Origin of the sequence: Acinetobacter sp. ABJ_C5_2 (genome assembly GCF_044538485.1) — a bacterium.
Taxonomy (GTDB): Bacteria; Pseudomonadota; Gammaproteobacteria; order Pseudomonadales; family Moraxellaceae; genus Acinetobacter; species Acinetobacter nosocomialis_A.
Genome location: NZ_JBIUCS010000019.1, coordinates 23,747 through 42,483, shown reverse-complemented (window position 1 = coordinate 42,483; position 18,737 = coordinate 23,747). Strand labels below are relative to the sequence as shown.

31 protein-coding genes are annotated in these 18,737 nt (G+C 40.4%); 23 read left to right on the top strand and 8 right to left on the bottom strand.

Features of this window, described 5'->3' with window-relative positions; genetic code table 11:
* Window positions 1-6 precede the first annotated feature (6 nt).
* The 8 genes from ACH8JV_RS14250 to ACH8JV_RS14215 all read right to left on the bottom strand — a co-directional run bounded on the left by ACH8JV_RS14250 (window position 7) and on the right by ACH8JV_RS14215 (window position 3,864).
* Window positions 7-234, bottom strand: coding sequence for a hypothetical protein (locus ACH8JV_RS14250; RefSeq protein WP_057061333.1), 228 nt, complete (start codon window positions 232-234; stop codon window positions 7-9).
* Window positions 234-428: a hypothetical protein gene (locus ACH8JV_RS14245; protein WP_396521980.1), complete on the bottom strand. Its 195-nt coding sequence runs from the start codon at window positions 426-428 to the stop codon at window positions 234-236. Before ACH8JV_RS14245 ends, ACH8JV_RS14250 begins: the two co-directional genes overlap by 1 nt.
* A complete protein-coding gene (locus tag ACH8JV_RS14240; protein WP_396521978.1) occupies window positions 428-811 on the bottom strand; it encodes a hypothetical protein in 384 nt (127 codons plus the stop codon). Before ACH8JV_RS14240 ends, ACH8JV_RS14245 begins: the two co-directional genes overlap by 1 nt.
* A gap of 64 nt (window positions 812-875) precedes the next feature.
* A complete protein-coding gene (locus tag ACH8JV_RS14235) occupies window positions 876-1,664 on the bottom strand; it encodes a hypothetical protein (RefSeq protein WP_396521976.1) in 789 nt (262 codons plus the stop codon).
* Complete coding sequence (locus ACH8JV_RS14230) at window positions 1,657-1,950, bottom strand: hypothetical protein (protein ID WP_396521974.1); 294 nt, start codon at window positions 1,948-1,950, stop codon at window positions 1,657-1,659. The genes ACH8JV_RS14235 and ACH8JV_RS14230 overlap by 8 nt, the downstream gene beginning before the upstream one ends.
* Complete coding sequence (locus ACH8JV_RS14225; RefSeq protein WP_396521972.1) at window positions 1,950-2,150, bottom strand: hypothetical protein; 201 nt, start codon at window positions 2,148-2,150, stop codon at window positions 1,950-1,952. The genes ACH8JV_RS14230 and ACH8JV_RS14225 overlap by 1 nt, the downstream gene beginning before the upstream one ends.
* Before the next feature lie 2 nt (window positions 2,151-2,152).
* Window positions 2,153-2,998, bottom strand: coding sequence for a hypothetical protein (locus tag ACH8JV_RS14220; RefSeq protein WP_396521970.1), 846 nt, complete (start codon window positions 2,996-2,998; stop codon window positions 2,153-2,155).
* Between the two features lie 200 nt (window positions 2,999-3,198).
* Complete coding sequence (locus tag ACH8JV_RS14215) at window positions 3,199-3,864, bottom strand: S24 family peptidase (RefSeq protein WP_396521968.1); 666 nt, start codon at window positions 3,862-3,864, stop codon at window positions 3,199-3,201.
* Between the two features lie 324 nt (window positions 3,865-4,188).
* Between ACH8JV_RS14215 and ACH8JV_RS14210 the strand changes: the two genes are divergently transcribed.
* The 23 genes from ACH8JV_RS14210 to ACH8JV_RS14100 all read left to right on the top strand — a co-directional run bounded on the left by ACH8JV_RS14210 (window position 4,189) and on the right by ACH8JV_RS14100 (window position 18,703).
* A complete protein-coding gene (locus tag ACH8JV_RS14210) occupies window positions 4,189-4,509 on the top strand; it encodes an XRE family transcriptional regulator (protein WP_396521966.1) in 321 nt (106 codons plus the stop codon).
* A 50-nt stretch (window positions 4,510-4,559) separates the two neighbouring features.
* Window positions 4,560-4,718, top strand: coding sequence for a hypothetical protein (locus ACH8JV_RS14205; protein ID WP_171251087.1), 159 nt, complete (start codon window positions 4,560-4,562; stop codon window positions 4,716-4,718).
* Window positions 4,718-5,557 carry a replication protein gene (locus ACH8JV_RS14200; protein ID WP_396521964.1) on the top strand — a complete coding sequence of 280 codons (840 nt, stop codon included), beginning with the start codon at window positions 4,718-4,720 and terminating at the stop codon, window positions 5,555-5,557. Before ACH8JV_RS14205 ends, ACH8JV_RS14200 begins: the two co-directional genes overlap by 1 nt.
* A complete protein-coding gene (locus ACH8JV_RS14195; RefSeq protein WP_396521962.1) occupies window positions 5,557-6,873 on the top strand; it encodes a replicative DNA helicase in 1,317 nt (438 codons plus the stop codon). The genes ACH8JV_RS14200 and ACH8JV_RS14195 overlap by 1 nt, the downstream gene beginning before the upstream one ends.
* Window positions 6,870-7,121, top strand: coding sequence for a hypothetical protein (locus ACH8JV_RS14190; protein ID WP_396521960.1), 252 nt, complete (start codon window positions 6,870-6,872; stop codon window positions 7,119-7,121). Before ACH8JV_RS14195 ends, ACH8JV_RS14190 begins: the two co-directional genes overlap by 4 nt.
* Window positions 7,118-7,621 (top strand): hypothetical protein, encoded by a 504-nt coding sequence (locus ACH8JV_RS14185; RefSeq protein ID WP_396521959.1) that lies wholly within the window; start codon window positions 7,118-7,120, stop codon window positions 7,619-7,621. Before ACH8JV_RS14190 ends, ACH8JV_RS14185 begins: the two co-directional genes overlap by 4 nt.
* Complete coding sequence (locus ACH8JV_RS14180) at window positions 7,618-7,779, top strand: hypothetical protein (RefSeq protein WP_396521957.1); 162 nt, start codon at window positions 7,618-7,620, stop codon at window positions 7,777-7,779. The genes ACH8JV_RS14185 and ACH8JV_RS14180 overlap by 4 nt, the downstream gene beginning before the upstream one ends.
* Window positions 7,776-8,108, top strand: coding sequence for a hypothetical protein (locus ACH8JV_RS14175; protein ID WP_396521955.1), 333 nt, complete (start codon window positions 7,776-7,778; stop codon window positions 8,106-8,108). Before ACH8JV_RS14180 ends, ACH8JV_RS14175 begins: the two co-directional genes overlap by 4 nt.
* Complete coding sequence (locus tag ACH8JV_RS14170; protein ID WP_396521953.1) at window positions 8,098-8,715, top strand: hypothetical protein; 618 nt, start codon at window positions 8,098-8,100, stop codon at window positions 8,713-8,715. Before ACH8JV_RS14175 ends, ACH8JV_RS14170 begins: the two co-directional genes overlap by 11 nt.
* A 94-nt stretch (window positions 8,716-8,809) precedes the next feature.
* On the top strand, window positions 8,810-9,016 hold the full coding sequence (locus tag ACH8JV_RS14165) for a hypothetical protein (protein ID WP_396521951.1): 207 nt from the start codon (window positions 8,810-8,812) through the stop codon (window positions 9,014-9,016).
* Window positions 9,013-9,438 carry a VRR-NUC domain-containing protein gene (locus ACH8JV_RS14160; RefSeq protein WP_396521949.1) on the top strand — a complete coding sequence of 142 codons (426 nt, stop codon included), beginning with the start codon at window positions 9,013-9,015 and terminating at the stop codon, window positions 9,436-9,438. Before ACH8JV_RS14165 ends, ACH8JV_RS14160 begins: the two co-directional genes overlap by 4 nt.
* A gap of 9 nt (window positions 9,439-9,447) precedes the next feature.
* A complete protein-coding gene (locus ACH8JV_RS14155) occupies window positions 9,448-9,885 on the top strand; it encodes a hypothetical protein (RefSeq protein ID WP_396521947.1) in 438 nt (145 codons plus the stop codon).
* Window positions 9,886-10,019: 134 nt separating this feature from the next.
* A complete protein-coding gene (locus ACH8JV_RS14150; RefSeq protein ID WP_396521945.1) occupies window positions 10,020-10,244 on the top strand; it encodes a hypothetical protein in 225 nt (74 codons plus the stop codon).
* A gap of 172 nt (window positions 10,245-10,416) precedes the next feature.
* The gene (locus ACH8JV_RS14145) at window positions 10,417-10,707 is read left to right on the top strand and encodes a hypothetical protein (RefSeq protein ID WP_396521943.1); all 291 of its coding nucleotides are present in this window, start codon (window positions 10,417-10,419) and stop codon (window positions 10,705-10,707) included.
* Window positions 10,708-10,941: 234 nt separating this feature from the next.
* Entirely contained in the window at window positions 10,942-11,220 is a 279-nt protein-coding gene (locus ACH8JV_RS14140; protein ID WP_396522002.1) for a hypothetical protein, read from the top strand.
* Between the two features lie 37 nt (window positions 11,221-11,257).
* Complete coding sequence (locus ACH8JV_RS14135) at window positions 11,258-11,494, top strand: hypothetical protein (RefSeq protein ID WP_396521941.1); 237 nt, start codon at window positions 11,258-11,260, stop codon at window positions 11,492-11,494.
* A gap of 55 nt (window positions 11,495-11,549) precedes the next feature.
* The gene (locus ACH8JV_RS14130) at window positions 11,550-12,068 is read left to right on the top strand and encodes a hypothetical protein (RefSeq protein ID WP_396521939.1); all 519 of its coding nucleotides are present in this window, start codon (window positions 11,550-11,552) and stop codon (window positions 12,066-12,068) included.
* Between the two features lie 60 nt (window positions 12,069-12,128).
* The gene (locus ACH8JV_RS14125; RefSeq protein ID WP_396521937.1) at window positions 12,129-12,311 is read left to right on the top strand and encodes a hypothetical protein; all 183 of its coding nucleotides are present in this window, start codon (window positions 12,129-12,131) and stop codon (window positions 12,309-12,311) included.
* A gap of 41 nt (window positions 12,312-12,352) precedes the next feature.
* Window positions 12,353-12,910, top strand: a complete 558-nt coding sequence (locus ACH8JV_RS14120; protein ID WP_396521935.1) for a terminase small subunit — start codon at window positions 12,353-12,355, stop codon at window positions 12,908-12,910.
* A 4-nt stretch (window positions 12,911-12,914) separates the two neighbouring features.
* Window positions 12,915-14,459, top strand: a complete 1,545-nt coding sequence (locus tag ACH8JV_RS14115) for a terminase (RefSeq protein WP_396521933.1) — start codon at window positions 12,915-12,917, stop codon at window positions 14,457-14,459.
* A 23-nt stretch (window positions 14,460-14,482) separates the two neighbouring features.
* Window positions 14,483-16,552, top strand: coding sequence for a portal protein (locus tag ACH8JV_RS14110; RefSeq protein ID WP_396521931.1), 2,070 nt, complete (start codon window positions 14,483-14,485; stop codon window positions 16,550-16,552).
* The gene (locus tag ACH8JV_RS14105; RefSeq protein ID WP_396521929.1) at window positions 16,545-17,432 is read left to right on the top strand and encodes a hypothetical protein; all 888 of its coding nucleotides are present in this window, start codon (window positions 16,545-16,547) and stop codon (window positions 17,430-17,432) included. Before ACH8JV_RS14110 ends, ACH8JV_RS14105 begins: the two co-directional genes overlap by 8 nt.
* 14 nt (window positions 17,433-17,446) lie before the next feature.
* Window positions 17,447-18,703, top strand: coding sequence for a P22 phage major capsid protein family protein (locus ACH8JV_RS14100; RefSeq protein WP_396521927.1), 1,257 nt, complete (start codon window positions 17,447-17,449; stop codon window positions 18,701-18,703).
* Window positions 18,704-18,737: the final 34 nt, after the last annotated feature.

The window sequence follows — 18,737 nt, the reverse complement described above, 5'->3', positions numbered from 1 at the left end:
CTTCTCCTAATTCTTTTCACTTGCTATGTATCTTTTAACTAAAGGTATTAGTTCTCTTTGAGTTGTTAAGTGGTCACCCTGGAACCTGTCATAGATTGGGTAAAACCTATCTTTCACTTCAACTTGCAGAACCTGAAAATCACCTTTGCCTTCTCGATACTGAATTTGGTTTTCAATAAGCCAGGACTTGAATGCTTCTAGTTTTGACTTATGGAGTAGGGCGCGTTTAGACATCACCAACCTCTCAACTCATTGATTTTTTCTTCAACAGGCACATAATCAACACGTACTCCGCCTTGCGTCATTTCTTCTACAAGCATCTTGAAGTAAGCCATTGCCTCAGCAAGCGTAAAATCGGTGCCAGCAGTAGGACGACGGATAAGCACATCCATGGCTTCAAGTAGTTTTCTTTTCTCATGTACTTGCATCACACCACTCCCGCTTCTTCATCTGCCAATTCTTCGGCGTAGTATTTAAGCTGCTCGTTTAATTCAGCAACTTGTGTTGATGTAAGTTGAAATAGAAGGCCGATTGGTGTCTCTACATATTCAGTGCCAACGACTTCAACATGTGTGCGATCATCTACTACGAGTTGGTCGTAAAACTGATCCTTGCTGTCCTCTGGATTCATAAGAGAACCAACCACACGAACTTGTTTTGTAACATCAGCAACAATTTTGCATTTCAAAGTTGCACAGCCACTTTCCAACACAAATGAAACTGTGTTGTCTTTAACTTCAAACTCACCAGACACTTGAAGCATTGGAAAAGAAGGGCACAGCAACTCTGGTTTAAGGGCTAACATATTCATTAGATAATCCCCCAGTGAACCGCCAAGATGAGGTTAAGTAGCACGATATCTAAAAGGGCAATAATCATGAGGCACCTCGTATCTTTCTGAGTTGCTCTACTGCCTTTTTAACGTCGTCTTCTGTTTTGTAGGCACCAAACTGAATAAAGTTTTGGTGGAAGCCTGAATTTTCGCTATATGTAAAACGATAGAACCCATCTTCTTGTTCACTATCAACAATAAAGCAATCATCACCGTCTTTAGGCACAAAAGGCTTCGGCAGCTCAAGTTCAACCTTGATGGTTTGTGGTTTGAGACGGAAAATAAATCCATCATTTTTCAATGATTGTGTATTCCAGTCTTCCTCTTTGAAATTGAACCATGCTTCTCTATCACTTCCTGACCATTGAACATGAAGTCCATCAAAAAACGCTAACCAAGCTTCACGACCACTAATCAAGGCTGGGTCTTGGGGTTTTGCAATTGCTTTTGGCTTTTCCCACATTGCTTGGCGCATTTCATGACGTTGCAATTCATCCCAACCATCTGTGCGATAGATATAAGATTTGTTGTTTGAGTCTTTAAATATCTGATCACCACCCTCAGTTTCCCAGTTGGCGTCATTAATATCATTACGCTTCAACACAACAAGGTCGCGGAGTTGAGGGAGGGTGAGTTCTTGGTGATTAGGATTTTCATCATAGTAATCACAACATAGTTCACCATCTTCAAATCCTGAGTAGATGCAAGAGGTGGTAAATTTCATTGGAGTCTGACACTTGGTATCTGCCCAAACGTAACCTAACTTGAACAACAACTCCTGAGCCTCTTTGCTCTCAGCTTCATCTTTAACTTTGATTTTGTAGTTATCCATGAGAGGGCTCCTTAGCTGCGTCAAATGCCTTCTGACATTCCTTTGCTATACGATGTATTTCCTTTTCCAAATCTTGGAAAGTGCGAGCTTCTGAGTCAGCTATGCCAAGTTTAAAAACACCTGTAATGGCACCAAAAATGGTTGAGTAATAAAACTTCTGACTTAAACGAATTGGGTCAATTGGATCTGTGCTTTCCTGCAAGTCTTGAGGAACTTTCGCAAGAATGATGTTCATTGCATTGCCAGAAGATTGAATAACCCACTCTTTACCGATACGGATTTCCATCACTTCACCCCCTCAACCTGAACGCTGACATACTCGTGATGCTTTTCAACTTCATTTGCATCAGCTTTGAATAGGGCAAAGGAAAGGAAAGCCAAGAGGACAAATACACTTGCTGCAACTAAGCCAGAGTTAGAATGTCTAATCGTCTGCTTGCGGTTCTGATTCTTGATCAGCTTTGCTATTAATTGCTTCTCAGTCATGGTTATGCCTCCACGAACTGACCATTAGCATCAAGCTGATACCATGTGTCTGCCTTTACACCGTTTTCGCCAACTTTTGATGCTCGAATATGGAGGATTTCACCATCTGAATTTCTATGAGTTAAAACAATTGCGCTTCCTTCAGATGCCTTAGCTTTGCCTTCATAACCTGTAGAAATTGCTACCCCATATTGATCATCTTTTTGATCTTTGATTTGGCTTTCAGAATAGTGCCCGGTTGTTAAGCTTGCTGACCAGTTGCCAGTAGCAGAGCTTGCTGACCTGTTGCCAGTAGCAGAGCTTGCTGACCAGTTGCCAGTAGCAGAGCTTGCTGAGTTGTAGCCAGTAGCAGAGCTTGCTGATTTGTAGCCAGTAGCAGAGCTTGCTGAGTTGTCGCCAGTAGCAGAGCTTGCTGACCTGTTGCCAGTAGCAGAGCTTGCTGACCTGTTGCCAGTAGCAACAGCTTGACCACGATTTTTATCCGTGAAAGCGGGAGAGTCTTCTTTAATTGGTTCGCAGCGAGAAGTTGTGTATTCAATTGCAGCTTTAACTAGAAATGGAATATCTACTTCAGCTTTGATTGTGATTGATTTACTAGCAACCTTTGTATCATCATCACCTCGACTTAGATCGCCTGATTGTTCAACTACAGCAAAGCGGCTTAATTCACCCGGACCATAGTAACCAAATACATCTAAAGGATATTCACAAGCATGGAAGCCAGAACCACAAGCTTCTACTTTCCCTTTATGTTCAAAAGTCTTGCCAATTTCATATTGGAAGCCACGGCATTGAAGGTTCTTGTTAAAGCCCTTGTAGCTAGTGATTGTTTCTTTTTTCTGTGTCATAATCTTCTCACTCATTGAGTAAAAGTCCCGTCGGTCGAATGTCTGGGACTTTTTTGTTATCTGGTGAGTTTTAGTTTAATCAATTAAACATTTTAGTCAAGAGGAAAGTTTAATAAATTAAACATGAAAATTATTCATTGTTTGATTTCCTAAATTTTAGGCATAAAAAAACCGCCCGAAGGCGGCAATGAATTAAACTATTAAATAAAACTATGTTTAACTGCTGGTTTGTATGATCCAACATACTTGCCAACTAAAGTGTAATCATTTTTGAATTGAAGCAAATTTGGCTCCCATTTTTCATTTAGAGCCTTGAAGTAAATGTTATTTTCACTTCGAATAAAGACCATAAAGAATGCATCTTTACCATTACTAACTACAACCATTTCCCCAGTTTCGATTTCATCCAAATTATATGTAGGATCAATACAAATATATTCACCCTCATTATAAAACGGCTTATTACTTATCCCCTTAACAATTAAATAAAAACTCTTTTCACTTGCATCTGGCACTAATGGCAATTTTTGCTCTGTGCCAAGTAATTCTAAAGCATCCATACCAGTCCACGAACTTACTTGATTCCATGATAATACTGGGGCAGAGCTTACTGTAGCAATTGGAGTAAGGTCTATATCATCGGTAGTGCGACTAATCTTGTCGCCCTTACCTGTGATTATCCATTCTTCAGAAGTACTTAATTCTCTTGCTAATTTAATAAGTCTTTCACCACTCGGCACAGCTCCGCCAGATAGCCAGAGTGAAATACTTCCTTTGCTTGCTACTTTTTTATTAATCAAATCGACTTGCTTAACTGCAAGCTCTTCCATACGCATTTTTATGCGGTCTGCAACAGTCTCAATCATGGGAGAAAACCAATTTAAATAATGTTTAGAAGTTTAAACTTTCTAGTTGACAAGGTCTTAAACATTGTTGTTTAATTAGTTAAACTTAGACATTCTAAGAGTTTAACGATATGAACCTTTTCCAATTTACCGTTGATGATCTTCTTGTGAGATACGGCTGTAAAAACGATGCCGAACTAGCAATCCTCTTGAGATTTGACAAGAGCACTATCTCACTTTGGAGATCAAATGGCGTTCCTAACAGCTACCAACGTTTTTTAAATGTTGAAGCAAATCTCCCAACGAGCAGAAAGAAAGCTCATTTAACCGCTTAGGAATAATTTCATGAGCAAAGTATCAAATGAATTACCTGCAAGCGCTAGCAATAACGAATCGCTCATATTGCAAGCACTTAATTCCAGCAATCAAAGACATGTGGCTGAGAAGGTAAATGTGGATGCAAGCACGCTTTCAAGAATGAAAACAGAAAAGAAGTCTCATGGATTTACAGAGATTGAATTTATTAGCTTTTTGTTGACAGCGCTTGGTTTGAAAGTAGTTCCAGAAAATGACGTGTATTGCTCACCTCAAATTGCTGAGGCAACTCGTGTGATGTTGGCACAAGCATTCACTTCACCAGAGTACATGCGGATTTTATTCAAATAAAAAAGCCTGATTTCGTGGATCAGGCTCAGTGTTCAATCGGAGCGAACCAAATGAACTATTCAATATTAGCAGAAACAGAACTAAATCAAAAGATAAGTTTGTTTCAAAAAGCGGTTGAGGCTTATGTACGTCAACCTTCACTCATAACTGCGTCTGCTGTAGCTAAGGCTAAAGCTGAACTCGGTAATTATGTTTTGTGGGGTGTTTGATGGGTGCATTAAAAGTTTTGCCTTTGGAGAATGTAGACATTCATCCAAGCACAGCAAAAAGAATTGAGCAAAAAGCCATGTCCAAAAAAGAAGATGGGTACACACCATTGCCTAACTTTGTTTGTGATGAGGGGTATTTGGCTGTTTTAAGTGGTGAAGCAATTAAGTGTCTAGTTTTACTCAATAGACACATCAAAGGCTTCCATGAGGAAAACAAAGCTATTGGCGAGTCCTTAATTTTAAAATTAGCAGGCTTTAAAGACAAAAGAACTGTCAGAAAAGCTATGTCTGATTTAGCTAAATACAACCTAGTAAAAATCACTAAAACTTTGGGTAAAGCTACAAGTTATGAAGTGACTTTTGAAGAGAGATTATCTCTTGAACTAGTAGCATCAGATGTTACTGGTACATCTAAAGTAGTTACATCAAATGCACCTAGACTAGTAGCATCAGATGTTACTGGTACTAGTAACATCAAATGTCACTCTGTAAAAGAAAAGAAAATAAACTTAAAAGAAAGTGAGCAACAAGAAAATCCAGTTGATGAAGTTCTCAATATTTGGAAACCGGATCTACATCAACTCAATTCATGGATGCAAAGATCTGGATTACCAAAAATCAATCAAGCTCAAGTTGAAGAATTGCTACTTGAAATCAATCCTCACTACGAAAGCAAAATTCACACTGGTGTAGTAACAAGCACTCAAATGTATTCAAACTTTGTGAAGTGGGTTAAGCGTGATTACAAGCTTGTTGAAAAACTTTTCAAGCAAGCAGAACAAAATAACACTCAAGCTATCAATCCTGAAAACCTTCAAGCTGATATGGGGGATTGGTAATGTCGAATATTCATAACATCCCTATGGAACAAGCAGTTCTTGCAGCTTTAATGACTGTGGGCAACTCGTTTGATGTTGTAAGCAATGATCTTGATGTTGAGTGTTTCTTTCCAGAACGCCATAAGCAAATCTTCCAGGCAATTGCTGACCTTGCCAATGAAAACAAGCCGTATGACTTTGTAATGGTTGAGCAGCAGCTTAAGCAGAAAAACGTAATTCATTTGATGGGCGGTTCTGAATACCTACTTCAAATGAGCAGTGAAGCGCCCTCAAGCTTTTACAACCTGGAGTCTTATGTTGCTGAGTTGAATAAGTTCAAGGCACATCGTGAAGTTGAGCATATCGGGCAAAGCATTGCAGAGATTGCTAAAGACCTAACAATCCCTGACGTTCACATTGCGGCTGAAAGCATCCTAGATGGAAAGAAAACTTCAAACGAAGTTGAGAAAACCAGCTTCACTTTTGAAGAAGCAATGAGCCGCGCTACAGACCGTTTGATTCAAAAGGCTGAGGCTAAAGCTAACAAGCAATACGCAGGCGTAAAGTTCAACTTAACTCACCTGGACAACTTAGTAGGATTAATTCAAAAAGGTCACTTCTGCATTGTCGGTGGTCGTCCTGGTTCAGGTAAATCAACACTGGCACAAATGTTGGTAATTCAAACAGCAGTGCAATACAACGAGCCTGTACTGGTTGTATCTGCGGAAATGGATGTAGAGACGTTCACAAACCGCTGTATCTCCGCTTTAACGCAAATCCCATATGACAATATTCACAACGCAGAACTATTCGATGGGATGTTAGCCAAATTTGCAGATGCTCAAAAACGTTTCAGCGCGTTACCAATTCATACCGAAGATAAGCAAAAGCCGACCATTGCTGAGATTCACTCATATGCACGTAAAGCTAAGCGCAAGTACAAGAAACTCGGTTGCATCGTAATTGATTACCTTCAATTAGTACGTGATCCAAGCAAGAAAGATCGTTACCAGGAAGTGAGTTCTATTAGCCGTGATTTAAAAGCATTGGCTAAAGAGTTCGATTGCCCGGTTATCGCATTAGCACAGCTTAACCGCGAGTCTGAGAAAGGGAAGCGCCCTAAAGCGTCTGATCTAAAGGAATCTGGCCAGATAGAGCAAGATGCAGATCAAATCATCCTAGCGAATCCAATCATTGGTGAAGATGACCTGCCATCAGGTGTTACTGAATTAATCGTTGCAAAAAATCGTCATGGCAAGAAAGGTGTTGTTCGAGTTATGGACCGCTTAGATATCTGCCGATTCGCAACTATTCGAGAAGAAGGAATCGCAGCATGAAAGCAATAAAACGAGTTAAGGCATTCCAAAACATTTTTGACATTTTGTTGTTCGCTACTCATGCAACGCAACCTTTCACAATGAAGGATTTGCATGAGTATGTGTTGGATGCTCCGAACAACACCATTCAATGCTATGTACAGGAATTAATTCAAAGCGGGTATTTGGAAAAGGATTCATACGCAACTTACAAGGCAACTCAATTTGCAAAGGACTTGCTAAACGTTAAAGGGGAGCTAAAAGCATGAGAAAGCGTAAACCAAATAAAGCTCAGCACTATCAACTCTCTTGGAATGTATTCAATGCAGTTGAAATCGTAGAGCAATACGAAAAGCAAACAGGTGATACAAGTGGTCAGTTGCCATTACCAGTGCTTATGAAGATTTACCAAGGTTCATTACTTACAGCACTACAGTTCGGGACTATTCCGAATCATCAAACTTATGGCGTGACTTTCTTCGCAAAGATCAAGAAGGATTCAGGTGAGGAAGGAATTGTAGAGCGTGGATTCCGTATCGATACACCAATGAAGCTATCAGAGTTCATTAACGGTTATTCAGATTGCTATGTGAACAAAGGGCAAGGACTTAAAACCAAAGGATGGAAAGGTGCTAAGGAAGAGTGGCTGTCAATGATGGATGAAGAGTTCAAGGGCGATACATGTCTTGATGCTTGGGCGGTAGCTAATTGTTTGCACAAAGGAAACGTAGCTAAAGCCATGACTAAACGTTACAAGGAGGCGGTATGAAACCCGTAAAAGAATTAATGAACTACAAGGACATGATGTCGTTACGTTCAGCATATAACCATGGCTTCCGTACTGATGAGACAAGAGCGGCAGCACTACAGTACATCAACCTACGACGCAAAGGACAGCTTAAAGAGTTTAAGGAGCGCAGCCAATGAAACCAGAACAGTTTATTCGTGAGTACGGGGTGGAGAAGGCGAGACATGTGTTAAGCGGCTTGCCTAATTACTACACGCACATGACTGATGACGCTCGCATGTTTATCAGCGAACACAACACAGACCTTGATGAAAACATTCGCAAGAAATTGCCTAGCTTTATGCGATTGGATGACCTCAAGCGCCTTGTAGAGTCTTTGGATTTAGTTAAAAAGCTTGGTGGCTTAGAAGGTGCAAAAGCATATGTTCCAGATGGTTATAAATCAGATCGTTTGAAGCAAGCCATCCGCGACCACGAATCAATATACGGAGGCGGGGATGAATTTTGAACAATGGCAACGAAGTAAAAAGATAAAGGCCGAAGCAGAGGCAGCAGCTAAGCGCACAGTTGAACGTGTATTGAATGCAGTGAAGGAGCCAGCCATGAGTGAGTTTAAAGATTTCCGAGCATGCCCAGTTTGCAAAGAACAGTCTGAGCAATGCCTAACTTGTGCCTCATATGTTGTGGATGGTGAACGTATTTACTATGAAAAGCTGAAAGATTTTGGTGCAACTCAAGATCATGAATTACGATTTATTCAGCGCATTCAAAAGCACAGAACAACAGCATTTTTCCATAAGGGGAGGTTGTATATACCAAGTCGACAAGGTAGATCAGTTCCTTTAGCAATTGGCCTGCAATGGGAGGCTTGGCAAGAGCAGCAAGCAAAAATTGTGGAGTTAGAACATAAGTTAAGTGTTGCATTAGGTGATATTGAAGTTGCAAATAAAAATCTAAGAGATAGGTTGGTTGCTTATGGCTTGGTGAGACATGAGGCAGATGATCTGCAAAAGCGGGTGGATGCCGCTCTAAAAATTCATGACCAATTCGATGATGAAGACGATGTTCGTTTAATGATGTATGCAGTAGAGCAAGTGCTCAAGGGGGAAGGATGAACCCTATACAGTTTTTCTTGTTTTGGATGTGCGTAGCTATGTTGATGATTCTTTCTTTTGGGCTATACGGCCATTTCTTTGGAGTGCCCTACTGATGATTAAAAAAGGCCAATTTGTTGAAGTTATCTCATATGAAAACACACGACAGTTTTGTGGGCGTAAGTCCAAATACGAAATAGGTGACAGCTTTGTAGTTGCTGAAATATCTGAAAATAGTAGAGGACACGGGAAAATCCTTAGTGATGATGATTTTAATTTCGTCCATGAGGATGATGTTTCTTGGGAAAAGGAGCTGAAATGACCACATTCAAAGAGGCTCAAAGGGTCCAATCACAAAAGGCGGCTCGTTCTAAGCGATTCAATAGAGTGCCTACAGAAGATCAAGAACAGATGACGCTCATGAGTTGGGCGCATCGTGTGAAGTTTGGTTCAGGCTGTTTGAGTGATTACCTGTTCCATATTCCTAATGGTGGCTCAAGAAACATTATTGAAGCTGCAAAGTTCAAGAAATTGGGAGTGAAGGCTGGTGTTCCAGACCTTCAGCTTATCGTTCCCAATGGTCAGATTCATGGCTTGTGGATTGAGTTGAAAGCTAAAAAGGGGAAGTTACAGCCAAGCCAAAGACTCATGATCCAACGCTTAGAAGAACAAGGTTACATGTGCAAAGTCTGCTTCGGTGCAGATGAAGCCATTGATGAAATTAAAAAGTACTTAATGATTTAGGGTGACGGTATGAATGCGGCAGTAGTAACACCAGTAATGGATTGGAACAAATACACAATTGATGGATGGCTAGAGCAGTTCGGCGCTTGGTGTGAAACTGTGCGCATGAAAGGAGGGGGTTTGCCAGATGGATTGCATATCAATCAGATCTATTGGTTGATGCGTGAAGCGGGTAAGGAAGTGCCAAGAGGGAAGGCTTACATTCGTTGTGAGATCAATGATTTTGAAGCAGACCAAGTGCAAGCTTTATTGCGAAGTATCTTCAAATCGGAATCAGTGGATTATCAGGCTAAATATGCAGTGATGTGCTTGATAAAGCATAAGGTTGAGAATAGATCATTAAGTGCAGTCGCTTCATTAACGAATCAAAGCAAGCCAATTGCACACATGATGATTAACTGTGGTCGTTTCTTTATCCACTCAAGAGACAACCGTTTAAAAATCTAAGACTATTGACTGGTATACCGCGTAATGATATATTTCTGGTATAGTGCGCTTGAGTAGTCAGGTTCACTAGCGTTATTTCAAAAGCTCACTTAATCGTGGGCTTTTTTATTGCCTATCGAAAAGTGAGAAGAAGAATGGAAAACCAACATAAACATATCAAAGGCTATCGTGACCTATCTCAAGCTGAAATCGACTTGATGAATGAAATTAAAACAAAAGGTGCTGAATTGGGCGAGTTGGTTGCAAAGCTTCGTGCAACAAATGGACTGGATCAACGCTGGATTAGTATTGGTGCTACTGATATGCAAACAGGTTTGATGGCTTTAACTCGTGGTGTTGCGCAGCCTACAAGCTTCTAAAAAGCTTTTTGGAGGTTCACATGCTCCGAATCATCAGGCAAGTATTCTGTTTTCATGTTTGGGAATATGAGTTGGATTACAACGAAGATCCAATCAGAGAATGCAGAAAGTGTGGGAAGATTAAGTGTTTGTAGTTTGGTATAATGGATTCAGATATTAGCAGGTGATAACTATGCAAAAGAATAATGAAAACCAAAGCCCAAACTTACAACATATTCTTAATCAATATAAGGCTCCATATCTAGAAAGAGCCGAAGAGATCAAGAAGTTATTCGCTGTTGAAGAAGCATCAGAAAAGTTGCAAGAACTACATCAGCAAATGGATTCAGATCCGAAGATAAAAGGGATTGTTGATTCAATTGTAGATGAAATGATGCATGAGGGTATTGCTGCTGCAAGTATAGATGCTGACGGGGCAATAGTTTTCTACTCTAAGGATGACATCTTTAAGTCACCACAATAGTTCAAGTTAAATCTTTATAGCCCTGTCGTTTGACGGGGTTTTCTTTTTTGGAGAATGCAAATGTATATGCCTGAGATGGATATAACGAAACATATCCAATTAAAAGAAGCTCTGCGACAAGAAATGCTAAAAACTATGGACCAAATGATTGAAGCTCAACATTTAGAAAGCGCTGATAGGAATTTCGAGCCATTTTCACAAAGAAATGAAGCTAAACCTGCTACAACCAAAACAATGAAAAATCGTCTAAAGAGACTTGCTGCAATAAGAAAATTACCCTGCGTTAGATGTGGCTATCCTAACTCACAAGCGGCTCATTCTAATTCTGGTAAGCATGGCAAGGGCAAAGGAATAAAAGCCTCAGATGCCTTTACAGTGCCTCTCTGCCACAAGTGTCATTTCCTATTCGACACATACCAATTAGGCACAAGGCAAGAATCAGAAGTGATGTTTGATGGTTGGTTAGAAAAAACAGAGCGGATGCTTAATCTTAAAGATGGTGAGGTGTTTTGATACTATCTAGTCTCTTTAAATACTTGAGAACTAGAAAATGAAACCGTGCCATTATTTTGAAGCGAACTTTAATACGCAATTTAATGAATATAAATTTGATGAAATATTACCATGTAATGCAGCATTGGAAATTGATACAGTTAAAGGCACATATTATCGCCATATATTTGAATATCCAGATGCAATGTTCTATGTGTACTGTAATAAAAAACTAAGTGGACAAGAGGAACAGAAGCTTTTTCAGGACTTGCTGACCCACTCTCCGCAAGGTTGATGAAATAACTATTACTAAAGACGCTTAACAGCGTCTTTTTTATTTTGAGGTCAAAATGGAACCACGATTCGTCATCAAAAACCATTCTGACATCAACTATGTAATTGGTTATCTCAATAATAATCATGCAAAGGCAGCGAATGAAGGGAAGCCGCTAGTAGTTCTAATCGCACCTCAAGAGAAAGATCGCTCAAAGGCTCAGAATAGGCTTCTGCATATGTGGTTTGGCGAAATGGCTAAGCGTACTGGAGATAGTGCTGAGTCAATCAAATATGAAATGAAAAAGAAGTTTTTAGCGAAGATCTATCTTAGAGATAATGCAGAAACGCAAGAAGCATACGAGGCTGTAATAGCTTATCGAGATGTAATAAAAACACTTCAGGATGAAGAAAAGAAAATACACACAGCGCAGTATCAACGTATCGTCAGAATGTTTGTCAAAGATCATGTACGTTCAAGAGATGCAACCAAGAAACAGTTTTCTGAGTTCTGCTATAAGTTGCATGCTTTTGCCAATGTAGAGCTTGGTATTTATTTGAAGTGCCCTGATGATCTTAAGTATGTGCTTGAATAGTTGCTGATTTCATATTATTAATATTTCTCACTTTATAAAATGAGAAACTAAGAAATGACAATGAATACTATAGAAGTTGAAACTGTAATTGAATGCGAAAAGATTAAAGGGAAGGCTGCAATTGCTGTAGCGATTCTAAATCATGCTTGTTCTGGAACAGCAGGTTTAACCGGTGTTAATGAAAATGCACGAAATGAATTGGTAAAATTCATACGAGAAGCTCAAAAAACATTAGATGAATAATACGAACCGCCCAAGAGGCGGTTTTTTAATGAGGTAAATAGATGGAAGAACAAATCAAAGGCGCAGAACCTTTAGAGAACGAGCGTCATGAACTGTTCTGCCACGAATATTTAAAAACGTTAAGTTCTCAAGCAGCAGGTGAAGCAGTAGGCTTTAAAACACGACAACATGCTTGGGATGTGCTGCAACGTGATGATGTGCAAGAACGTATAGCCTACCTAAATGGACTGAGACTCAAACGCGTTGATGTGAATGCAGACTATGTGCTCAAGCGCCTTGTAGAAATTGACCAGATGGATGTTTTAGACATCATGGACGATAACTACGCATTCAAACCTATTAGTGAATGGCCTCCTATCTGGCGTCAATATGTATCAAACATTGAGAATATCGAAGAGTTTGATGGTCGTGGTGAGGATAAGACACAAGTCGGCTGGCTTAAGAAAATCAAATGGCCTGACAAGGTGAAGAACCTTGAATTATTGGGCAAACACATTGCTGTTGGCGCATTTAAAGAACAAGTAGAGCATGATCTCTCTGATCCTTTAAAAGAATTACTGCAACGTGCAAGCGGGAATACTTTAAAACCAAAAGGGTAATTTTATGGATGCAGGCGAGCTTGAAAAAAACTTGTCTGATCCTTGGTGGCGTCTGACAAGTGGATTTTTATATCAAATCCTTATCAAAGGTGATGAAGATACAGATGGGCTTAAGGCCCCATTTATTCCAAATGAACATCAGGTCGATTTCTTAAGTGAGCTTTGGTATAGAAATATTATCTTAAAAGCCCGCCAATTGGGCTTCACAACAGCTATTGCTATTTATTTCTTAGATTGTTGCTTATTTGGTGAAGGAAACATTCGTGCAGGCATTATTGCTCAAGATAAGGACACAGCCAGCGCTTTGTTCCGGGATAAAGTAAAGTTTGCATACGACAATCTGCCGCCTGAAATTAAAGCAAGATTCCCATTGTCTAGAGATAGTGCAAGTGAGCTTCTTTTCTCACATAACAACAGTGCGATTAAAGTAGCAACCTCTTTACGTGGTTTAACACTTCAATATCTACATGTATCTGAATATGGAAAGATCTGTGCTCAATACCCTAAAAAAGCCAAAGAAGTAAAAACAGGTTCAATTCCCGCAGTTTCCCCTGAAGGGATTGTAATTATTGAATCTACTGCAGAAGGTGATGAAGGCGATTTCCATGATATGAGCATTCAAGCCAAAAATAAGGCGAATAGCGACAAGGAGCTTACTAAGAAGGACTATAAGTTCCACTTTTATCCTTGGTATGGTGCAAAAGAATATCGTGTCAAGCTGCCAAATATTCATATCTCGGACAAAGAGCATGAATACTTTGATCGCATAGAACAAGAATGCAACGTAATTATCGATGCAGAACAGCGCGCATGGTACATAGCAACGCGAGATAATGATTTTAGTGGTTCATCTGAGCTGATGTGGCAAGAGTATCCATCTACACCCGAAGAGGCCTTTAAGAAGTCTAAAGAAGGTTGTTGGTATACAGAGCAATTCATTAGGGTCCGTCGTGAACAACGCATCTGCTCATTACCAATTCGTACTGATGTTCCTGTAAATACCTTTTGGGATATTGGTAACTCAGATGGTACAGCTATTTGGTTCCATCAACGTGTTGGTATGCAAGACCTCATCATTGATTTTGAAGAAGGTTGGGGTGAGCCATATGAATACTTTGTGAAGCTTATGCAAAGTAAAGGTTATTTGTGGGGTAAACACTATCTACCCCATGATGGCGCTCATGTAAGACAGGGTGAGAGTAAGAACCTATCTCCCCAAGAGATGCTCAAGAATCTTGGCTTAACTAATGTTGAAATTGTGCCGCGAGTAAGTGAATTACTCCATGGGATAAACAAAACTCGTGATGCTTTAATGAATGATGTGTGGTTTGACATTGATCGTTGTAAAGATGGCCTACACCATCTTGAAAACTATACGAGACGATTTAATAACCATGCTCAAAAATATACAAGTGAACCAGTTAAGTCAGATGGTCATTCTGAGGCAGCCGATGCATTCCGTCAGTTTGCCCAAATTCGTGAGCAAATTGGTCTAATAAAAAAACCGCCAAAAGTAACAGTAATTCCAACAGCACATCGCTGGAACTAAATTAATTTAAGTGAGGTCAAGTTGTGACTAAAAAAGAACAACTTGCGACCATTCACGCCCGTGCAAAACTTCAATTCGACAAAATCCAAAGTGCTGTTCGTGAAGAGCGGTTGCAGTGCTTGGAGGATCGTCGTTTTTATTCAATCGCTGGGGCGCAATGGGAAGGCAAGCTAGGCGAGCAATTCGCAAATAAGCCGAAGTTTGAAGTCAATAAAATCCACTTGGCTGTCATTCGAATTATTAATGAATATCGAAATAACCGAATCACAGTAGATTTCGTTTCTAAAGACGGTACGAAGAATGATGATTTAGCAGACACATGCGATGGATTGTACCGGGCAGATGAACAAGATTCTGGTGCAGAAGAAGCATATGACAATGCTTTTGAAGAAGCTGTAGGTGGTGGCTTTGGAGCTTTCCGTTTACGTGCTTGTGAAGAAGATGAGGAAGATGAGGAAAATGAACGTCAGCGTATCAAGATTGAGCCAATCTTTGATGCTGACTCATGTGTGTTCTTTGACTTGGATGCTAAGCGCCAAGACAAGGCAGATGCAAACTTCTGCTTTGTCCTAACTTCAATGACTCATGATGCCTACAAAGAAGAATATGGTGATGATCCTTCTACATGGGATAAAAACATAACCAATTCTGAGTTTGATTGGTGCACGCCTGACATTGTTTATGTAGCTGAATACTACGTTGTTGAGAAAGTCAAAGAGAAACAGCACATATTTGTGCTAATCGATGGCACAGAACAGCGTTACATGGCTGATGAGCTTGAAAATGATCCTTCTATCCAAGAGCGTTTAGATGCTACAGGCGCACAAGAGCTAAGAGTTAAGACTCTAGAGCGTCGCAAAGTACATAAGTACATGATGAGTGGCTCAGAAGTGCTTGAAGATTGCGGGTACATTGCAGGTCGCAATATCCCGATTGTTCCAGTTTATGGAAAACGTTGGTTCATTGACAACATAGAGCGTTGCATGGGTCATGTACGTCTTTGTAAGGACATTCAACGCCTCAAAAATATGCAAGTTAGCAGATTAGGTGAAATTGCTGCTTTGTCGCCGATTCAAAAGCCAATTGTTGCACCAGCTCAAATAGCTGGTTATGAGGTGATGTGGGCTGAAGATAATATCAAAAACAACCCATACCTTCTTTTAGATCCATTAACTGATGCTGCAGGCAACATTGTTGCCCAAGGGCCAATGGCATATACGAAGCCACCAGACATCCCAGCAGCCTTAGTCGCCCTTCTAAATATTACTGATGTAGATACTAAAGAACTTCTAGGCAATCAAGAACAAGGTGAAAAGATCAACGCTAATGTAAGTGCAGAGGCGATTGATCTAGTCCAAAACCAACTTGGAATGCAGTCATACATCTACATCGATAACTTTGCGAAGGCTATCAAGCGCTGTGGTGCAGTTTGGCTATCTATGGCCAAAGAACTTTATGTTGAAGAAGGTCGTCGAATGAAGACGATTGGCAAGCAGGATGAAGTAGATAGTGCAGAGCTTTCAAGACCTGTTATTGGTGAAAGTGGTATTGAATATGAAAACGACTTAACCAAAGCATCATTCGATGTCGGTGTGGATGTTGGACCAACTTCATCAAGCAAGAAATCCGCTATCGTACGTCAATTACAAGCCTTACTTCCATTCACTAATGATCCTGAAGACATAAAAGTCCTTCTCGCAATGATCTACATGAATATGGAAGGTGAAGGAATCAAAGATTTCCGTAATTACTACCGGAAGTACCTAGTCAAGATTGGTGTTGTTGAACCTACAGATGAAGAGCAACAGGAAATGATTGCTGCAGCGCAGAATCAACCACCTGATCCAAATGCAGAGTACCTAGAAGCAGCCGCAGAAGAAGCTTCTGCTAAAGCTCAGAAAGCTAAAGCAGACACAGTCAAAGTGGTTGCTGACGCAGAGAAAACCCGTGCTGATACCGCAGCTACGTTAGCCAAAATGGATCGAGATGATCAACAGGCAACGTTAGATATGGTTCAGCAAATAAACCAAGCAACACAACAAAACATGGCGTCCGCTCAGCCTATGAGTGAGGGAGTGCAACAAAATGTCTGAACAAGATCTAGAGCAACAAAACGAAATTCAAGATGACGAAAACCTTGATATTGAAACACCAGAAGATGATCAAGATCGAGATGATCCAGAATCAAATGACGGTGAAGATCCTCAAGAAGAAGGCGAAGAATTCGACATTGTTGTAGGTGATGAAAAGCCAAAAGAGCAGGATGAAGACGACTTTCATGGGAAACCTGCACCTAAGTGGGTGAAGGAACTTCGCAGAGAAAAGAAAGAGTCTGACCGTCGAATCAAAGAGCTTGAAGCCAAGCTTAATGAGCAAAACAAACCAGAAACTATTGAGTTAGGCGAGAAGCCAAAATTAGAAGATTTTGGATATGACGAAGATAATCCTGAATATATTGAAGCTTTAGAAAAGTGGGTTGATCGTAAGTTTCAGCTAAAAGAGCAAGAACGCAAGAAGCAAGAAGAACAGGAAAAAGCTCAGAAGGTTTGGCAAGACAAGCTAAATAGCTATGAAGCCAAAAAGACTGCAATTAAACCAAAAGTAAGAGACTTTGATGAGGCTGAAGAAATTGCACGAGATGTGCTAACTCAAACCCAACAAGGCATTTTGATTCATGCAGCAGAAAATCCCGAGCTCCTTATCTATCACCTAGGTAAAAACCCTCAAAAAGCAAAAGAATTAGCAGGAATTACTGACCCTATTCAATTCGCTTTTGCAGCAGCCAAAATTGACGCTCAGATCAAGATGACAGCACGAAAACCTTCTACAAGTCCAGAACGCAAACCTAGTGGTTCAGCACCACTTAGTGGAGCCGTGAATGCAAAGCTTGAAAGTCTTCGAGCAGAAGCTGAACGCACTGGCGATTACACCAAAGTTAATGACTACAAGCGAAAGCTAAAACAAAATCAATAATGGAGTAGGCAATAATGTCTAATAGTTTCTCTAAAGAAGAACGCGTTGCCTTTGAGGACATGTTGGAAGGTTTCCAAGACCAACTTGTTCTATCAAAGTTAGTAAATAAATACCGAATGAGTGATGTTGAAGCTGAGCGCTCTAACAACACTATTTGGCGCCCAATGCCATACATTGCCACCTCTTATGATGGCATGGATCAAACAGGCAATTTCAAAGACAAAACACAGTTATCTGTGCCAGCAACCATTGGCTATAAAAAATCTAGTCCATGGATTCTTGATGCTCAAGAGCTTCGTGACCAATTGCAAGAAAACCGTTTAGGTGATGCAGCTAAGCAGAAACTTGCTTCTGATATCAACTTAGCAGTTTCTAAAGTTGCATCATTACAAGGTACTTTAGTTGTTAAACGTACAGGCGCTGCAACTGGCTTTGATGATGTTGCTCTTGCTGATGCAATCATGAATGAGCAAGGCATCCCAATGAATGATCGTCGTATTGCTTTGGCAACTCGCGACTACAACTCAATGGCTGGTGACTTAGCTAAACGTCAAAATGTGGTTGGTAAAGTTCAGACTGCATATGACCGTGCATATATTGGTGATGTGGCTGGCTTTGATGCATTTAAACTTGATTACTCTGAGCGACTAGGTGCTGCTACAGCAACAGGTGTGACAATTGGTGCTGCTAACCAATTCTATGTGCCTAAAGCGACCTCTACGGCTGCTACAGGCGAAGTTGGTAACGTTGATAACCGCTATCAAACAATCACTGTTGCAGTGACTAGTGGCGCATTGAAGGAAGGTGATGCATTCACTATCACTGGTGTTGAATCAGTTCACCAAATTACTAAACAAGCCACTGGTCAGTTAAAGACCTTCCGTGTTGTTAAAGTGAACAGTGCAACATCGATTGTAATTTCGCCTCCAGTCATTTCTGCTCAAGGTGGCTCTGAGGCTGAAAAACAATATCAGAATGTGAGTGCTACACCTGCAAACGGTGCAGTTATTACAATGCTAAACACTGCTACGGCTTATGCGAACCCATTCTGGCATCGTGATGCAATTGAATTGATTCCTGCTCGCTATGCGGTGCCTACAAATGCAGGTGCAGCGGTATTACGTGCAACTACCGATCAAGGTATTGAGCTTGTATTCCAGAAGCAATATGACATCAACACAATGAAGACCAAGTATCGTCTAGATACCATGTTTGGCGTTGTGATGGTAAACCCAGAAATGGCTGGTATTGAATTATTCAACCAAACCTAATCTAACACAGTGACGACAAATGCCCGCTATATGC

Excerpts from the sequence above, each read along its gene's own strand:
- ACH8JV_RS14140 (WP_396522002.1), top strand. The coding sequence starts at position 10,942 with ATGAAAAATCGTCTAAAGAGACTTGCTGCAATAAGAAAATTACCCTGC.
- ACH8JV_RS14200 (WP_396521964.1), top strand. The coding sequence starts at position 4,718 with ATGGGTGCATTAAAAGTTTTGCCTTTGGAGAATGTAGACATTCATCCA.
- ACH8JV_RS14235 (WP_396521976.1), bottom strand. The coding sequence starts at position 1,664 with ATGGATAACTACAAAATCAAAGTTAAAGATGAAGCTGAGAGCAAAGAG.
- ACH8JV_RS14130 (WP_396521939.1), top strand. The coding sequence starts at position 11,550 with ATGGAACCACGATTCGTCATCAAAAACCATTCTGACATCAACTATGTA.
- ACH8JV_RS14145 (WP_396521943.1), top strand. The coding sequence starts at position 10,417 with ATGCAAAAGAATAATGAAAACCAAAGCCCAAACTTACAACATATTCTT.
- ACH8JV_RS14240 (WP_396521978.1), bottom strand. The coding sequence starts at position 811 with ATGAATATGTTAGCCCTTAAACCAGAGTTGCTGTGCCCTTCTTTTCCA.
- ACH8JV_RS14245 (WP_396521980.1), bottom strand. The coding sequence starts at position 428 with ATGCAAGTACATGAGAAAAGAAAACTACTTGAAGCCATGGATGTGCTT.
- ACH8JV_RS14250 (WP_057061333.1), bottom strand. The coding sequence starts at position 234 with ATGTCTAAACGCGCCCTACTCCATAAGTCAAAACTAGAAGCATTCAAG.
- ACH8JV_RS14215 (WP_396521968.1), bottom strand. The coding sequence starts at position 3,864 with ATGATTGAGACTGTTGCAGACCGCATAAAAATGCGTATGGAAGAGCTT.
- ACH8JV_RS14115 (WP_396521933.1), top strand. The coding sequence starts at position 12,915 with ATGGATGCAGGCGAGCTTGAAAAAAACTTGTCTGATCCTTGGTGGCGT.
- ACH8JV_RS14165 (WP_396521951.1), top strand. The coding sequence starts at position 8,810 with ATGATTAAAAAAGGCCAATTTGTTGAAGTTATCTCATATGAAAACACA.
- ACH8JV_RS14225 (WP_396521972.1), bottom strand. The coding sequence starts at position 2,150 with ATGACTGAGAAGCAATTAATAGCAAAGCTGATCAAGAATCAGAACCGC.
- ACH8JV_RS14160 (WP_396521949.1), top strand. The coding sequence starts at position 9,013 with ATGACCACATTCAAAGAGGCTCAAAGGGTCCAATCACAAAAGGCGGCT.
- ACH8JV_RS14220 (WP_396521970.1), bottom strand. The coding sequence starts at position 2,998 with ATGACACAGAAAAAAGAAACAATCACTAGCTACAAGGGCTTTAACAAG.
- ACH8JV_RS14135 (WP_396521941.1), top strand. The coding sequence starts at position 11,258 with ATGAAACCGTGCCATTATTTTGAAGCGAACTTTAATACGCAATTTAAT.
- ACH8JV_RS14185 (WP_396521959.1), top strand. The coding sequence starts at position 7,118 with ATGAGAAAGCGTAAACCAAATAAAGCTCAGCACTATCAACTCTCTTGG.
- ACH8JV_RS14195 (WP_396521962.1), top strand. The coding sequence starts at position 5,557 with ATGTCGAATATTCATAACATCCCTATGGAACAAGCAGTTCTTGCAGCT.
- ACH8JV_RS14180 (WP_396521957.1), top strand. The coding sequence starts at position 7,618 with ATGAAACCCGTAAAAGAATTAATGAACTACAAGGACATGATGTCGTTA.
- ACH8JV_RS14205 (WP_171251087.1), top strand. The coding sequence starts at position 4,560 with ATGAACTATTCAATATTAGCAGAAACAGAACTAAATCAAAAGATAAGT.
- ACH8JV_RS14170 (WP_396521953.1), top strand. The coding sequence starts at position 8,098 with ATGAATTTTGAACAATGGCAACGAAGTAAAAAGATAAAGGCCGAAGCA.
- ACH8JV_RS14105 (WP_396521929.1), top strand. The coding sequence starts at position 16,545 with ATGTCTGAACAAGATCTAGAGCAACAAAACGAAATTCAAGATGACGAA.
- ACH8JV_RS14175 (WP_396521955.1), top strand. The coding sequence starts at position 7,776 with ATGAAACCAGAACAGTTTATTCGTGAGTACGGGGTGGAGAAGGCGAGA.
- ACH8JV_RS14210 (WP_396521966.1), top strand. The coding sequence starts at position 4,189 with ATGAGCAAAGTATCAAATGAATTACCTGCAAGCGCTAGCAATAACGAA.
- ACH8JV_RS14150 (WP_396521945.1), top strand. The coding sequence starts at position 10,020 with ATGGAAAACCAACATAAACATATCAAAGGCTATCGTGACCTATCTCAA.
- ACH8JV_RS14125 (WP_396521937.1), top strand. The coding sequence starts at position 12,129 with ATGAATACTATAGAAGTTGAAACTGTAATTGAATGCGAAAAGATTAAA.
- ACH8JV_RS14190 (WP_396521960.1), top strand. The coding sequence starts at position 6,870 with ATGAAAGCAATAAAACGAGTTAAGGCATTCCAAAACATTTTTGACATT.
- ACH8JV_RS14230 (WP_396521974.1), bottom strand. The coding sequence starts at position 1,950 with ATGGAAATCCGTATCGGTAAAGAGTGGGTTATTCAATCTTCTGGCAAT.
- ACH8JV_RS14155 (WP_396521947.1), top strand. The coding sequence starts at position 9,448 with ATGAATGCGGCAGTAGTAACACCAGTAATGGATTGGAACAAATACACA.
- ACH8JV_RS14120 (WP_396521935.1), top strand. The coding sequence starts at position 12,353 with ATGGAAGAACAAATCAAAGGCGCAGAACCTTTAGAGAACGAGCGTCAT.
- ACH8JV_RS14100 (WP_396521927.1), top strand. The coding sequence starts at position 17,447 with ATGTCTAATAGTTTCTCTAAAGAAGAACGCGTTGCCTTTGAGGACATG.